This is a genomic window from Dyella terrae, assembly GCF_022394535.1.
Lineage (GTDB): Bacteria > Pseudomonadota > Gammaproteobacteria > Xanthomonadales > Rhodanobacteraceae > Dyella.
This window is the reverse complement of sequence record NZ_CP089414.1, coordinates 4,589,984-4,604,319: the sequence shown is the minus strand read 5'-3', so window position 1 is coordinate 4,604,319 and position 14,336 is coordinate 4,589,984. Positions and strand designations below refer to the sequence as shown.

The following is a 14,336-nucleotide window of genomic DNA, read 5'->3' as shown; positions in this document are numbered from 1 at the left end:
CGGCACTTGCGTGCCGCGGGCTTCGAAATAACTTCGTAAACCGGGACTTACCAGTTCACGTAACGAACGGTGGCGCCGGTCGGCTGCAGGACGGCGGACACCTTGTCCTTGTCGGCGGCATCACCGATCACCAGCACGATCACGTCCTTGAACGAACCCGCCTTGGCGTCCTTGAAGGCGTCGCTCACGAATTCAGAGGTCTTGCCCGAATCCGGGCCAGCGAACACCAGCATGTTGCCCGGCAGCACGCCGCGGGCGACGGTGTCCTGCACCTGCTCGAGCTGACGCTGGCGCAGCGCGTTGGCGTCGTCGCTGTCGCCGGCCGGCACCAGGTACGGGAACGGACGGTCAGCCGTCATGCCCTGCATGTTCTTCTGGACGATCTGGCCGAGGTAGGCGTTCCACGCCTTGGAATCGTTCGGATCGGTCGGCTTGGTCACCGCGGCGGCCTGTTCGGTCGGCTGCTGCTGAGCGGATTCGTCCTGCTGGCTGCAAGCGGCGAGGCCGGTGATCGCGAGGGCGGCGAGGAGAGCGTACTTGTACATGGTGGTCACCTTGGATGGTGGAATCGGGGCACGGGATCCATTGGATGACTGACCTACCGGCCCGTCATGCGACAGGGCCTTATTGGACCGGGAGCCCAGCTCGGGTTCCATGGCAGCCGGGCGACCACGTGAACCTTGCGTACCCCTGGCCCGCGGCGAGCGACTGTCCTGTCCGCAGGATGCCCGCGAGGATACACGAGCCCGCCCCGGCCTGACACTGGCCCGCGTACGGCGTCACTGTGTACCTCGGGCGCCTCACTCAGCCACGGCCAGCCGTCGCTACTCGGGCAAAAGCGAGCTCAACGCCAGCGCTGGCGCATGGCCTGTTGCACGGCCGGGTGTACAAAACCCGTGATATCGCCACCCAAACGTCCAATCTCACGCACCAGCGTGGACGAGATGAAGCTGTACTGCTCGGCGGGCGTCAGGAACAGGGTTTCGGCCTGCGGAATCAGATGGCGGTTCATGCTAGCCAGCTGGAACTCGTACTCGAAATCCGAAACGGCGCGCAGCCCGCGGATGATGACGCCCGCACCCACTTCCTCAATGAAGTGCGCAAGCAAGCCATCGAAACCGCGTACCTCGACATTCTTGAGGTCAGCCAAGGCCAGCCTCGCCAACGCAATGCGCTCGTTGAGGCTGAAACCTGGACCCTTGTTGGGGCTTTCTGCCACCGCGACGATGATGCGTTCGAACAGCGGCGCTGCGCGCGCCACCAGATCTGCATGACCATTGGTGATCGGGTCGAAGGTACCCGGATAGACGGCGAGACGCTGGTTGACCGGCGGCTTGTTCACGTGACGAGGCACTGTCAGCGGAGGGGCGGCTAGCTTAGGCCCGTTCGCCGCGCCCGCCTAGAGCCTGTGAACGTCGCCCCTATCCATACGCGACGGTCAGGAAGTGCGGCGATAGAGCGCGTAACGCACGTCGCCAGCCACCCCCTCCCGGTGCGGCACCCATTGGGCCGGCAGCGAGAGCACCGCCTGACGGGGCGATTCCACGTAAATCCACGCCGACGGCGTAAGCCAGCCGCCCTCCTCCAGCCGTCGCGCCAGCGATGTCCACAGATCGAGTGCAAACGGTGGATCGAGGAACACCAACCCAAACGGTTGGGGCGACCCTTGCAAGTAGGCCTGAGCATCGATCGCAGCCACCTGTCCACCTTCCACTTTCAACCGGACCAGGTTGGCCCGCAGGGCCTGGGCCACTTTGGCGTCGCGCTCAACGAACTGCACACCGGCTGCACCGCGAGAAAGAGCCTCGATGCCCAGCGCGCCGGTACCCGCGCACAGATCCAGGCACCGCGCACCGGCAATCACCTGAGCCAGCCAGTTGAACAGGGTCTCGCGCACGCGCTCGGGCGTGGGCCGCAAACCCGGGAGATCGGGAACGTCGAGGCGCGAATTGCGCAAGTGTCCGCCGATAATGCGGACGCGTCCGGACGCCGCCTTCATCGACAGCAGGACTCAGCAGTGAGTTTGGATGGGGGTGGTAGCATGCCGGTCATTGTCTTTGAATCGCCGCCGCAATGCTCAAGTTCTGGAAGAAGAAACCCGCCGAGACCCCACCGGGCCAGCCGACCGCACCTGCGGCGGAGAGCGCCCCAGCTGCGGGTTTTGCGCACGACACGGATGCCACTTCGCTTGATCATGCCAGTCCCGCACTGGACGAAGCGCTGACCGAAGCCCCGACCGCCCCCGAGGAGCTGGTCGAGGACGAAGCCACCGAACTTGCCGCCGTAGCCGAGGCGGCCGCACCGTCCAAGCGCAGCTGGCGTGAGCGCCTGTCCGGCAGCGCGTTCGCACGCGGACTGTCCTCGCTATTCACGCGTCACCCCAAGCTCGACGACGATCTGCTGGACGAGCTTGAAACCACACTCATCACCGCCGACGTAGGTGTCGAGGCAAGCACGGCGCTGGTGGAAGACCTGCGCAAGCGCATGCACAAGCGCGAATTCGCTGACGCCGGTGCGCTGCTGACCGCTCTGCGCCAGGAGCTGATCACCCTGCTTCGCCCGGTGGAAAAACCGCTGGCCGTGGATGGCGTCAAGCCATTCGTGATCCTCACCGTGGGCATCAACGGCGTTGGCAAGACCACCACCATCGGCAAGCTTGCTCGTCGCTATCGCGACGAAGGGCATCAGGTTCTGCTCGCTGCGGGTGATACCTTCCGCGCCGCTGCGGTAGAACAGCTCAAGACCTGGGGCGCGCGCAACGACGTGCCGGTGATTTCGCAGGGCCAGGATGCCGACTCCGCCAGCGTGATCTTCGATGCGCTCCAGGCCGCTCGCTCGCGTAACGCCGACGTATTGATCGCCGACACCGCCGGCCGCCTGCACACGCAGGGTGGTCTGATGGACGAGCTGGGCAAGATCGCTCGCGTGCTCAAGAAGCTCGACGCTGACGCACCGCACGAGGTGCTGATGGTCATCGACGGCAACACCGGCCAGAACGCTGTGAGCCAAGTGCGTCAGTTCCGCCAGATCGTGGGCGTGAGCGGCCTGGTCGTTACCAAACTCGACGGCACAGCCAAGGGTGGAGTGGTGTTCGCACTGGCACGTGAGTTCGGCCTGCCGATCCGCTACGTGGGCCTCGGCGAAGCCGCGACGGATCTGCGCGTGTTCGACGCCGAGGCTTATGTCGATGGCCTGCTTCCCGCCTCGCTGAGCCAGGGCTGAGGGGAGCCGACCGGTGCCGCGCTGGCTCCGCCTCTCCTTGATTATTCTGAGCAGCGCTACGCTGCTGCTTGTTGCTGTCGCACTCATTGCAGTGCACGTGCTGCTTCAGCCGGAGCGCATTACGGCCATGCTGCAGAAGCAGGCCCGCGACGCCGGCCTTGAGCTGAGCCTGGCCAGTCCCGCCACGCCGGCACTGTTCCCTCGCCCAGCATTAGAACTGGAAGGCATCACGCTGAGCGCGCAGAACGCAAACATGCCGATCCTGCTCGCCGCGCGTGGCACGCTCGCCTTGCCATGGCGCACGCTGGTCCATGGAGACACGGTGATCTCACAGATGCGGATCGACTCGCCACGCGTGGACCTGGACGCACTGCAATCCTGGCTGGACGACCTGCCTTCCGGACCGGCATCTGCGCCCTCCTCTATTCCCAGCATCGACGCCGGCATACACATCACGCGCGGTAGCCTCGTGCGCGGCAACCAGATGCTGCTGGGTGACGTGGAACTGGACGCAGGGCGCCTTGCAGCCAACCATCCCTTCCCGCTCACCATCACAGCGAAGGACGCACAGGGCATACCCACACAGTTGCGTCTGTCAGTCACGCCCAGCATCAAGGGCGGCACCCTCCTGCTGGATAACATCGGACTGACTCTTACGCACAGCACTGCGCTGACGCTGCGTCTCATCGGCAGCGCACGCTGGCATGGCGCGGCGGATGCTTCAGCACAGTTGGTCGGCAAGCTCGATCACGCGGATACGGAGCAATACAACGTATCCGTCGCATTGACGCCCGCCGACCAGAGCAACCCGCTGATGCTAGCGGTGAAACTCGATGGCCCTGAAAACCACGCCGATCTGCAGATTCCACCCCTGGCCCTGGCCGCATGGTGGTCGCAACTGGATCACGACGACGGCCCACGCCTTGCCGTACCTCCCGGCAACGGTCACGCGGAAATCGCCAACATCGATACCGGCGGCGTCAGTATCGAAGGTCTCACCATCCAGGCCGGCACCAATGTGCCAGCCTCCTCGTCCAGCGCACCGCCGCCCGCCCAGCCGGCCAGCGCCAAACCCGCGCCATCCAAAACCGCGCCCTCACGCAAGTCGCCATGAATCCATTTGCTATCGCACTCCTGGCCTGGTTCGACGAACACGGGCGCAGGGATCTGCCTTGGCAGCATCCGCGTGACGCGTATCGCGTGTGGCTGTCGGAGGTGATGCTGCAGCAGACGCAGGTGGCAACGGTCATTCCGTATTTCCAGCGCTTCGTCACTGCGTTGCCGACGCTACGTGATCTTGCCGCTGCCGAGGAAGACACTGTACTCGCGCTGTGGTCTGGCCTTGGCTACTACCGCCGTGCGCGATTCCTGCAACGCGCGGCGCAGATCTGCGTAGAAAAACACCACGGAGAATTGCCGCGCGATTTCGAGGCATTGGCGGATCTCCCGGGCATCGGGCGTTCGACGGCAGGGGCGATTCTTGCGCAAGCACACGGACTGCGCTTTCCCATCCTCGATGGAAACGTGAAGCGCGTCCTTACCCGATATCTCGGCATTCATGGACATCCCGGACAAAGCGCCGTGGAAAAAGTGCTTTGGCAGCATGCCGACGCACTGACGCCCGCCGAGCGCACGGCCGACTACACGCAAGCCATCATGGATCTTGGCGCTACGCTATGCGTGCGCTCAAAACCGCGATGCGATGCCTGCCCACTCGCGAGCGATTGCGTTGCCAAGCGCGACGACCTTACCGCTCAATTGCCCACCGCCAAACCCAGCAAAACAGTGCCTACGCGTGCCACGGTGATGCTGATCCTGCGCGACGCCCAAGGACGCGTACTGCTCGAGCGACGTGGCCCGCAAGGCGTATGGTCGGGCCTGTGGAGTCTTCCGGAAGCGAGCGACCACGACCACGCCTGGCGCGCGGCCGAGTTGCTCGCGAAGATCGACGATGCGCAATCGCTGCCGCCCTTCGTCCACGTCTTCAGCCACTACCGCCTCAACGTCGAACCCTTGCTGTTCGACGAGGCGACAGCACACCAGCGCATAGCCGATAATTCCAGCCTGCGCTGGTGCAGCGCCAGCGAGCGCGTCGCACTTGGCCTACCCGCTCCCGTTCGCACGCTGCTACAGAATCTATGAACCCAACCATGAGCCGTATCGCATGAGTCGTATCGTTCACTGCGCCAAGCTCGGCCACGATGCCGAAGGCCTGGACTTCGCCCCCTGGCCCGGTCCGCTGGGGCAACGTATCTACGCCGAAATCTCCAAGGAAGCGTGGCAGCAATGGCTAGCCCACCAGACCATGCTGCTCAATGAGTACCGCCTCAATCCGCTGGAACCCAAGGCGCGCCAGTTTCTGAGCGCCGAAATGGAGAAATTCCTGTTTGGCGGTGACGTGATACAGCCGGAAGGCTATGTCGCCCCGGGTACGGAGTCTTGACGAATCGGCCTGCTTCCGATTTAATACGCAGCTCCACGCAGCATCTCTGATGCTTGCAGGCATTTCGGCCGGGTAGCTCAGTTGGTAGAGCAGGGGATTGAAAATCCCCGTGTCGGCGGTTCGATTCCGTCCCCGGCCACCATGTTTTCAAGAGCCCGCTTCGCAAGAAGCGGGCTTTCTTGTTTTGCACGAACGAATCACACCCACGTCCTTATGCGCAGGCTGCCTCTCTCTGCATTCGTCATGCCTTCTCGCCTTGTCGAGCAAGCACTTCGCTCTGAAGGTCTGGAGAAAATCGGTCGCTAATATCCAATGTATCCATTCAAAGCCAAGCATGGGTTTTGGAGTGCAATGGGATTTTGCAGCCGGATACTTTCACTCGAAAGAAATATCCCCGCGACCGATATCTACTCGCGCCAACATGCGTGAGCGAAATAGCATTCAGCTGCACCTGGTCGTTAATCAACACACGGCATAGCGTGTAGTACAACCTCCGAAAACCCGAGCCTTCATATCTGGTACGCCTGCGTGATCCGCTTCTTGCCACCACGCCACTTCATATATCTCTTCAACCGTCTTTCCAGACATGCGCCCCCAATATCCATGGACCCCGATGCCAAGGATAAATCGATAAACCAGACACCCTTTTCATTAGCAGTTTTTGTCAAAGCCAGTGCTTGGCATAAATCGCAATTTTTGTTTACGCGTTTCCGGCAAATGGGGCCCTTTTTAGGCCACCAGTCACAAGGTCTGTGACGAAGTTGGTGATACATTCGAGCCGATGCTCAATACCTGAGCACATCACCAGCAAAGGGGTCCGTTATGTTGAAAGCCCTCTCGTCCCGCGCATGCCTTTTTGGCGTGCTGGCTCTCGCCTTGTCGGGGGCCGCCTTCGCCGACCAGCCGCCCGCTTCCGGCCTTGGCCAATCCTGGCCTAACGCTTCGGACGTCAGCAGCAGTCCCAGCTTCCATGCCTACACTTTTACGCTCGGCGGCATTCAGTTCGTCCAGATCAACGATCTGAACGGCAACGTGCTCGGCGCCGTGGGCTCGGCAAACGGACAGTTCATCACCTTGCCGGTCGGCCTTTTCTCGCAACTGGTCGCCACTCCGCAGCAGGCTCCTGCTGTGTCGACCACAGCAACGCCGACCAGCACACCCACGACGGTGTATCAGGACAGTGCGACGACGGTGACGGCCACCCCATTGAGCGATGGCACGATGCAGCTCAGGGCAGCCGCCGCTTGCTCGGGCGATCCGGCAACGTGCAGCACGCACATCCAGTAAGCAGCAGGAACAACGATCAGCGGCGCATCAAACGCCGCTGATCGTGATCGGATCGAGCAGTAGCAGGCTGATGCGGCGCCCATTGGCGAGCAGGTGCTCACGCGCGTCACCTTCAAAGGTCATCGCACGATCACGGATGCCGGACCACCCCATGCCGCTGGTGGATCGCATCACACGCGGAAGAAGTTCATCCCAGCGTACATGGGAAGCCGCTTCGGCCCGGTCACGGAGATTGATGCTCACTAGCGCCCAGCGTCGGCCGGCCTTTTCGCCACAACGGACGCGCACGGCAATCTCACTGATGTTTCGCTTGGTACAGGCATCGGCCACCACCTCGACGACCAGGCGATAGATCGCCAAGTGCAGCGTTTGCGACAACCGGCTTAATGGGCCACGCAGATCGCACCCATAACCCACACCGGTTTCGTCAAGCGCACGAGGGATGGCACCCTCGCGCAGCGCCGCGGGCAAACCACGTTCACGCCAGGACACCGGATAGAGGCTATCCGCCAAGCGGAACAGCTGGTCTTGCGCGACCAGGGCCTGACGGTGATAGCTGCGGTCCTCGATCGTCGGCTGCAAGTGACGGATACGCGACATCATCATCGCGAAGCTGGCCTGGACAGTCTCGCGAATCTGCTCAAGCGCCAGCGATGTCGTGCGCAACTGCATCTCGCCAATGTGGACGTTGCGCTGAGCAAGCGCCAGCGCCATGCGGACGTCCATACGCTCTTGTTCGGCATGCTGATTCAGGGCGCCAATGCGCGCTCCCAGCAGCAACATGGACGAAATGGCGAAGGCGACGATGGCCTCTGCCTGCATGGTCTGCTGGTCGTAGGTGGCCGGCATCAGCGCCATCACGGCCAAGCTGGCCGCGGTACCGCCGATCGCCGCTCCTTGCCAGCCGTGGCGCATGGCCAGCCAGACAATGGGAAGGAACATGGCGACCTGCGCGATCTGACGAACATGGGCGGACTCCAGTCCGATCCACACCAGCAACACCAGCGCAGGGACAACCAAGAAAATACTGTCGAGCACCGCGCGGTTATCGAGCAAACGTGCCCCCAGCTCGCGCCAGCCAGCACCCTTGAACAATTGATAGGCGAACAACACAGTGGGCGTCACTGCAAGAATGCCCAGGTAATTGCCCAGCACCCATTCAACGCCCAGCTTGTCGAAATGCGCGACATAGCCCGGCGGCAAGTGCATGACCATCATGGAAGCAATGTTGTAGCCCGTCATGAGGAATGACAGCACTAACGCACAGCCGAGCAAAGCGCCCATGTTCAGTGCGTGGCGCGAGATCATGATCGGCCAGCGCTCGCGCACCAACCACACGACAGGCGCCATAATCACAATGGCTGGAATGACATTGAAGATGGCCCAGGGAATTCCCCAGCCCCACTGGTTGACGCACTCGATAGTAACGGGGACCAGTACCGCCACTTCACCCGCCACCAACACCGGCCAATCACGATAACGCGTGAGCAAGAGCACGGTGAAATGCACGCCGGTCAGCAACACGAAGTGCGTGATCGCAACCTGGCGAACCAGATAGATCAGCACCCCATACGAAACGGCCATGCCGATGCGGCGGAACCACGGATGAGTCCACGGTGCGTCCAGCATGGCATCCCCCTGTTTGGTATTCCCCTCGCTTGCGCCGGGCTTATTGGCGCAAGCGGCCGATGACATCGGGCGGAACGTGAAGGCGAAGTAGTACGCCCCGGCTAGCTAACTGCATTATCGTAGCGCAGCCCATCACTGCAAATGTGTAATGGGTCAAACATTTCGGCATCGGGCCGTGACCATGTTCCATCCTGCTGTCGATGATCTGCAAGCGTGAAATATAACGATGCTATGGCGGCCGTTGACTCACGCATAAGCGAGACGCCCTATCCGCGGGTATCCACCGACGAATAGAGGCGCTCAGGCAGATACCCCCTCACGCCGAAGGCGTCCAGGTGGACCAGATTCTTGGCAACCTCCAGCAAGATCCGATCCCTTATTTGGTCATCCAGACGATCCCGAAGCGAGCCCAGGAATGCCGGCGCGGCAATCAGGATCAATGCATCGAACCGACCCTCGTTGCGCCCTTTGAGCAGGAATCTGGAAAGCTCCAACGCAAAGTTACCGGTTTCCACCTCGGCCACCGTGCTGTCAGGCTCCTCAGCGTGACTCCCAGGGCCGGATCGCTCGAAGCCACGCCCCGGTCGGTCGGACACTAGATCCCGGTCGCGGAGCCTCGCCTCAGGATGAATGAACGCTTCCAATTCCTCCAATGGCCCCGTCGCCTGACGGGCTTGGAACAGCCGCGCAACCCCCCCGGTTGGCGACCACGATCCACACGGTCTTTTTCATGGCGCGCTCCCAGGACATGCCACCAGGAAAGCCGACCCGCTGTACCCGCCACGCCCGGAAATCTCGCGTAGCTCGATCGCTTCCAGCCTCGATTCGAGATTCCTCGCCTGCCCGTCAAGCGGGCGTGAGTCATAGTGGCGCTTCTACGGCATGTAGGCCGAACTCACGGGTCCCGCGCCGAGCTACACCCGCGTGCAACCATCAGGCAGCGGAGACCTTTTGCAGCGCAATTCGCTCTAATGGTTCGAAGGCCGCACCCGGCGATGATTCGATGCAGAGGGTCAGTGCGTCGAGGCGTGCCGTCGGCAGCATCGACGCACGCAGCGACAGCCAGCGCTGCAGTGCTCGCTCTTCCTCCACGGAAGCGGGAGCCGACAGCGTCATGTGAAAACGATAGCGTTCAAACACGTAGGGATACCCGTAACGGCCTAGATAGTGGGTTTCGATGGCATCGAGCCCGGAGGCACGACGCTGGAAATCAGTCTCCGCCAGCGGCAACCGCAGCGGCTCGACCGCTTCAACACAAGCAGCAGCCAGTGCATTCACCGCCCTGCAGTCACTCGCGGGGCGAAGTGCCGGAAAGCCAGCAAGGCGGGCGCAACGCAGCGGCAGGTTGATCGGCGCATGCGACCGCGCAACCACCTGCAGCACCTGGCGCAAATCGTTGAGGTCGACATCGGGCGACAACGTGAACGGTGATCGCAAGGTTGCATGCCAGCCGTAACGCCGTACCTCGGTCAGCATCGCGTTCCAACGGGTAAGCGGAATGCCAGGAACGCCATGGGCGGCCAATTCTCCGCTCAACCAGTCACGCCCGAGGGCCGCCAGTGCGCTCGCCGGTGCCGGACAGAAATACACCGCGTAGCGCATCAGCGATCAACCGCTGATGGCTGCGGCAGCTGCGCGCACCATGCATCCATGCGCCGGACAGACAAGCCCGCCACCGAGCCGCCCCAAGGCGATGCACCGCGCCATGCCCTGCCCTTGTTACGCGCTCCCCGCACACCGTCTCCGTTATCGACCGACATGTTGCAGACCAGCCCCTGCTGAGCCATGGCCAGCCCACGCTTTAACCGTTCGCCACCCAAGCCCGCGACACGGCATACGCCATCGTCGTCGGGCGAAGTCCCCTAGCTAACTAAACCTGTGTGACAAGACGGGGAACACCGGGTTTCTTTGGAAAACCCAAATTCCATGTGTCCCTGCCCGTTGGACACGATCCGGACTTGCATGACCTCGTTACGCAAGCAGCGGCGCAGTTGAACACGGCCACTGTGGCGACTAACGCGATGGAATGTGCAGAACGGAGCGGGACGGTTCGCGAAACGACAGGGGCGAGGCAAGGCTCGCGGAGAGGACGCGACGTGGCGCCCGGGACGACTCACCGGGCGCCGAAGGACATATCAGGTCGTCGGATGGAACTTGCCCCACGGAGACAGGATGTCCTTCCACGGCTCGGACAGTCCCGTGTCACCCACGCTACCCAACGCGCGGGCGGTATCCTTCTGCCACGCCTGGACAGCGTCCTGCAGCCCCTTGGCGAAATGCGCCTGCACGTTGGCGGCGATCTGGTTGGTGACGCTGGCATCGCCCATGCGCTGCTGCAGTTGACGCCAGAAGGTATCGGCCGGCATCGACGCCAGCGCCGCCCAATCCTGCGCCTTGATCAGGTGTTCGACCCGCGCCTGCTGTTCGGCGATACCGTCGTCCATCGCACGGGTGGACAGCTCCAGCCACTTCTTCCAGTTCTCCATCACCAACTTGTTCACGCGCAGCTGAAACTCGGTGTTGGCCTTGTACAGGCTCAACGGAAGATCGCTCGGGGTAGCCATGTCATGCCCTCTTTGGGTGATCTTTTTCGATTGCGCCGCCGCGCCCTCCGGCGACGGCCTCGCTCAGGCGCCACCGTGGCGCCGACAGCCACTATGAACTTGACGCACGACGAAAGCATGAACCCGCCAGCCTCAACAAAACGTGTGGCCCGGCCATGCCCTGGTTCAGCCGGCGGTCCGGAAGTGTTCACCGCAAGTTGTTTTTGCGGAACCAACACTCGGACTCCCCAAGTAACGAGGTATGTCCCATGAAGAAGCTCGCTTCCCTGACCATCACCGTCGCCCTGGGTTTCACTGGTATCGCTATGGCACAGGAGGCGCTGACCGAGCATCAGGTACAAGCCCAGCTCGAACAGCAGGGCTATCGCAAGGTGCACGACCTGGCGTTCCATGAGGGCATGTGGACAGCCAAGGCTCGCAGCGCCGATGACCGAAGCGTGGATCTCCGCATCGATCCACGAACGGGCGAGGTATTTCCCGACAAGCAGGTGCCGCGTCTGAGCGAAGCGGACATCAGGGCGCAGCTGTCGACGCAGGGCTACACCCACGTGCGCGACGTCGACTACAAGAATGGCGTGTGGATGGCCAGGGCGGATAACCCGGCAGGCAAGAGCGTAGCTCTGCAATTGGATCCGCAAACGGGTCGGGTCATCGGCACCGACAGGCATTGATGCTTCGGAGGCAATCAGCCGGAAAACCCGCCGCAAATCGCTTCCCTAAAACTCAGGTGCGGCCCGAAGGCCGCACCTGACGTACAAGCTCTAGTGCAACGTCACGCTCAGAGAGCGGCGTCCTTGAGCTTCTTCAGCGCGCGGATCTTCAGCTTCACCGTGGCGGGCTTCGCAGCGAACCACTGCTCTTCCTTGGTGAAGGGGTTGACGCCCTTGCGCTTCGGCTTGGCCGGAACGTTCACGGCGGTGATCTTCAGCAGGCCCGGCAGCGTGAAGTGGCCGGCACCCTTCTTGTGCACCGAACCGGTCACGGCACCCTCGAGAGAGGCCAGCACGGCGCGCACGTCCTTGGCGACCACGCCGCTGATTTCAGCGGTGTGAGCGACCAGGCCGGACTTGCCCAGTGCGTCTTTGATCGGCTTATGCACGACCGCCTTGGCGGCCTTCGGAGCTGCCTTCGGTGCGGCCTTCTTCTTTGCTACTGCTTTTGCCTTCGCCATACATTTCCCCGTGGTAATCGATATGAGGTGGTGTTTGATGCCTCTCGGCATGCGGAATGTATGGCATGCCAGCCCGTTACGCCAAGCTGCAAGACGGAAAAAATGCAGTTTTTTTTCAAAATTGGCCTCAACGGGGTGAAGAAAGTCACGATCAAGGCCATCGGAGGCCTGTTTTTGAGGGTTTTTCTTAATCACCTCAAACCATCCGCCTCTCGCGCTCCCATGACCAGCTATGGACCGACGGCCGCGGCCGTCTCTACTATCGAGACTCGTTTCCACGCTAGGTGTTGTCCATGAAGCGATTGGCCCTATCCCTGCTCGCCCTGTCCGTGACGTCAGCGCTGTTCGCCGCCGACGCACCGACTACCCCTACGATCGACCCGCATCGCCTGTCTGAGGACGTCAAGACGCTTTCGTCCGACGCCTTCGAAGGTCGTGGCCCGGCCACGCCAGCCGAAACCAAGACCATCGACTACGTCATCGCCCAGTTCAAGGCGGCCGGCGTACAGCCGGGTGGTGACTTGAAGAACGGCAAGCGTGAATGGACGCAGGCGGTGCCGTTGCTGCAATCGGACATCGCCGGTACGCCGTCGCTGTCGTTCACCGTCAACGGCAAGAACGAGCCGCTGACGCAGGGCAAGGAAATCGCCATACGCTCGGCGCTTGATGGCTCCAAGGCCGTATCGATCAAGGACGCACCGCTGGTGTTCGTCGGCTACGGCGTCAAGGCGCCGGAGCGCAATTGGGACGACTTCAAGGGCGTAGACCTGCACGGCAAGATCGCCGTGGTGCTGATCAACGACCCGGATTTCGAAACCGGCGTCGGCGACTTCGGCGGCAAGGCCATGACCTACTACGGCCGCTGGACCTACAAGTACGAAGAAGCCGCACGCCAGGGCGCTGCTGGCATGCTGATCATTCACGAGACCGCGCCGGCCTCCTATGGCTGGGCAACGGTGGCCAACTCCAACACCAACACCCAGTTCGACGTGGTGCGCGACCATCCCGCCAGCGTGCATACGCCGGTGGAAGCGTGGATCCAGCGTGACGTGGCGGTGGATCTATTCAAGTCCGCCGGCCTGGATTTCGAGGCACTGAAGAAGCAGGCGCAGACGCGCGAGTTCAAGCCGGTGGTGCTGAAGGGCGAGACCTTCTCGGCCAACTACAAAATCAACGCCAAGGTCATCACCTCGCACAACATCGTGGCGCGTATCGAAGGCACCAAGCGCCCGAACGAGACGGTGATCTATAGCGCGCACTGGGATCACCTGGGCATCGGCGCGCCCGACGCCAAGGGTGACAAGATCTACAACGGCGCCGTGGACAACGCGACTGGCACCGCTGGGCTGATCGAACTGGCCCGCGCCTTCGCCAGCCAGCCCAAGCCCGAGCGTTCGGTGGTGTTCCTCAACGTCACCGCCGAGGAGAAGGGTCTGCTGGGCTCGGAGTACTACGCCTCCAAGCCGCTCTACCCGCTCGCCACCACCGTGGCCGACATCAACATGGATGCGCTCGACCCACACGGCCCGGCGCGCAACTTCACCATTTCCGGCAGCGCCAAGCTCGACCTGCTCGACGAACTGACCACCACCGCCAAGCAGTGGAACCTGGTGTACTCGCCAGATCCGAAGCCGGAAGCCGGTCACTTCTTCCGCTCCGATCACTTCTCCTTCGCCAAGCGCGGCGTGCCGGCGATCTCGTTCGGCTCGGGCAATGACTGGGTGGATGGCGGTCTCGCAGCCGGCAAGGCCGCCGAGGATGAGTACGTCGCCAAGCACTACCACCAGCCGTCGGACGAGTGGCAGGCCGATTGGCCGTTCACCGGCATGGCCCGCGACCTGCAGATCCTCTACAAGCTCGGCAGCGACCTGGCCAATTCCGACACCTGGCCGGATTGGAGCAAGGATTCCGAGTTCCGCGCCGCCCGCGACGCCACGGCTGCGCAGCGCAAGTAACATAGCCCGCAAGGGACTATCGCGACGGCCCGCAGCGATGCGGGCCGTTCGCGTTTCAGGAAGCC

15 protein-coding genes and 1 tRNA gene are annotated in these 14,336 nt (G+C 62.5%); 8 read left to right on the top strand and 8 right to left on the bottom strand.

Annotated features, from left to right (window positions below; translation table 11 throughout):
• Positions 1 to 47: 47 nt before the first annotated feature.
• From DYST_RS20225 to rsmD, 3 genes are all read right to left on the bottom strand, one after another.
• Positions 48 to 545 (bottom strand): hypothetical protein, encoded by a 498-nt coding sequence (locus DYST_RS20225; RefSeq protein WP_102301069.1) that lies wholly within the window; start codon positions 543 to 545, stop codon positions 48 to 50.
• A gap of 299 nt (positions 546 to 844) precedes the next feature.
• On the bottom strand, positions 845 to 1,342 hold the full coding sequence (gene coaD, locus DYST_RS20220) for a pantetheine-phosphate adenylyltransferase (protein ID WP_102300738.1): 498 nt from the start codon (positions 1,340 to 1,342) through the stop codon (positions 845 to 847).
• A gap of 96 nt (positions 1,343 to 1,438) precedes the next feature.
• Positions 1,439 to 1,999: a 16S rRNA (guanine(966)-N(2))-methyltransferase RsmD gene (rsmD, locus tag DYST_RS20215; RefSeq protein WP_239947901.1), complete on the bottom strand. Its 561-nt coding sequence runs from the start codon at positions 1,997 to 1,999 to the stop codon at positions 1,439 to 1,441.
• 74 nt (positions 2,000 to 2,073) lie between these two features.
• Here rsmD and ftsY point away from each other — a divergent pair, with 74 nt between their 5' ends.
• The 6 genes from ftsY (at position 2,074) to DYST_RS20185 (ending at position 6,952) form a co-directional block, all read left to right on the top strand.
• Complete coding sequence (ftsY, locus tag DYST_RS20210) at positions 2,074 to 3,222, top strand: signal recognition particle-docking protein FtsY (protein ID WP_239947899.1); 1,149 nt, start codon at positions 2,074 to 2,076, stop codon at positions 3,220 to 3,222.
• 13 nt (positions 3,223 to 3,235) lie between these two features.
• Positions 3,236 to 4,336 (top strand): AsmA family protein, encoded by a 1,101-nt coding sequence (locus DYST_RS20205; protein WP_239947890.1) that lies wholly within the window; start codon positions 3,236 to 3,238, stop codon positions 4,334 to 4,336.
• The gene (gene mutY / locus DYST_RS20200) at positions 4,333 to 5,364 is read left to right on the top strand and encodes an A/G-specific adenine glycosylase (protein WP_239947888.1); all 1,032 of its coding nucleotides are present in this window, start codon (positions 4,333 to 4,335) and stop codon (positions 5,362 to 5,364) included. The genes DYST_RS20205 and mutY overlap by 4 nt, the downstream gene beginning before the upstream one ends.
• Positions 5,365 to 5,386: 22 nt before the next feature.
• A complete protein-coding gene (locus DYST_RS20195) occupies positions 5,387 to 5,665 on the top strand; it encodes an oxidative damage protection protein (RefSeq protein WP_102300743.1) in 279 nt (92 codons plus the stop codon).
• A 66-nt stretch (positions 5,666 to 5,731) separates the two neighbouring features.
• Positions 5,732 to 5,807, top strand: a tRNA-Phe gene (locus tag DYST_RS20190).
• Between the two features lie 680 nt (positions 5,808 to 6,487).
• Positions 6,488 to 6,952 (top strand): hypothetical protein, encoded by a 465-nt coding sequence (locus DYST_RS20185; RefSeq protein ID WP_233202230.1) that lies wholly within the window; start codon positions 6,488 to 6,490, stop codon positions 6,950 to 6,952.
• 27 nt (positions 6,953 to 6,979) lie between these two features.
• On the opposite strand, the gene DYST_RS20180 is transcribed toward DYST_RS20185, so the two are convergent.
• The 4 genes from DYST_RS20180 to DYST_RS20165 all read right to left on the bottom strand — a co-directional run bounded on the left by DYST_RS20180 (position 6,980) and on the right by DYST_RS20165 (position 11,145).
• Entirely contained in the window at positions 6,980 to 8,581 is a 1,602-nt protein-coding gene (locus tag DYST_RS20180) for an MASE1 domain-containing protein (RefSeq protein WP_102300744.1), read from the bottom strand.
• Between the two features lie 266 nt (positions 8,582 to 8,847).
• Positions 8,848 to 9,264, bottom strand: coding sequence for a host attachment protein (locus DYST_RS20175; RefSeq protein ID WP_275666981.1), 417 nt, complete (start codon positions 9,262 to 9,264; stop codon positions 8,848 to 8,850).
• Positions 9,265 to 9,514: 250 nt separating this feature from the next.
• Positions 9,515 to 10,183 carry a DUF1045 domain-containing protein gene (locus DYST_RS20170; protein WP_239947877.1) on the bottom strand — a complete coding sequence of 223 codons (669 nt, stop codon included), beginning with the start codon at positions 10,181 to 10,183 and terminating at the stop codon, positions 9,515 to 9,517.
• Positions 10,184 to 10,716: 533 nt separating this feature from the next.
• Positions 10,717 to 11,145, bottom strand: a complete 429-nt coding sequence (locus tag DYST_RS20165; RefSeq protein ID WP_239947868.1) for a phasin family protein — start codon at positions 11,143 to 11,145, stop codon at positions 10,717 to 10,719.
• Positions 11,146 to 11,393: 248 nt separating this feature from the next.
• Between DYST_RS20165 and DYST_RS20160 the strand changes: the two genes are divergently transcribed.
• Positions 11,394 to 11,816 (top strand): PepSY domain-containing protein, encoded by a 423-nt coding sequence (locus DYST_RS20160; protein ID WP_102300748.1) that lies wholly within the window; start codon positions 11,394 to 11,396, stop codon positions 11,814 to 11,816.
• Between the two features lie 107 nt (positions 11,817 to 11,923).
• Here the strand turns inward: DYST_RS20160 and DYST_RS20155 are convergent, their stop codons facing one another.
• Positions 11,924 to 12,316 (bottom strand): HU family DNA-binding protein, encoded by a 393-nt coding sequence (locus DYST_RS20155; protein WP_239952165.1) that lies wholly within the window; start codon positions 12,314 to 12,316, stop codon positions 11,924 to 11,926.
• Positions 12,317 to 12,609: 293 nt separating this feature from the next.
• On the opposite strand from DYST_RS20155, the gene DYST_RS20150 reads away from it, so the two are divergent.
• On the top strand, positions 12,610 to 14,271 hold the full coding sequence (locus DYST_RS20150) for a M28 family metallopeptidase (protein ID WP_239947860.1): 1,662 nt from the start codon (positions 12,610 to 12,612) through the stop codon (positions 14,269 to 14,271).
• Positions 14,272 to 14,336: the final 65 nt, after the last annotated feature.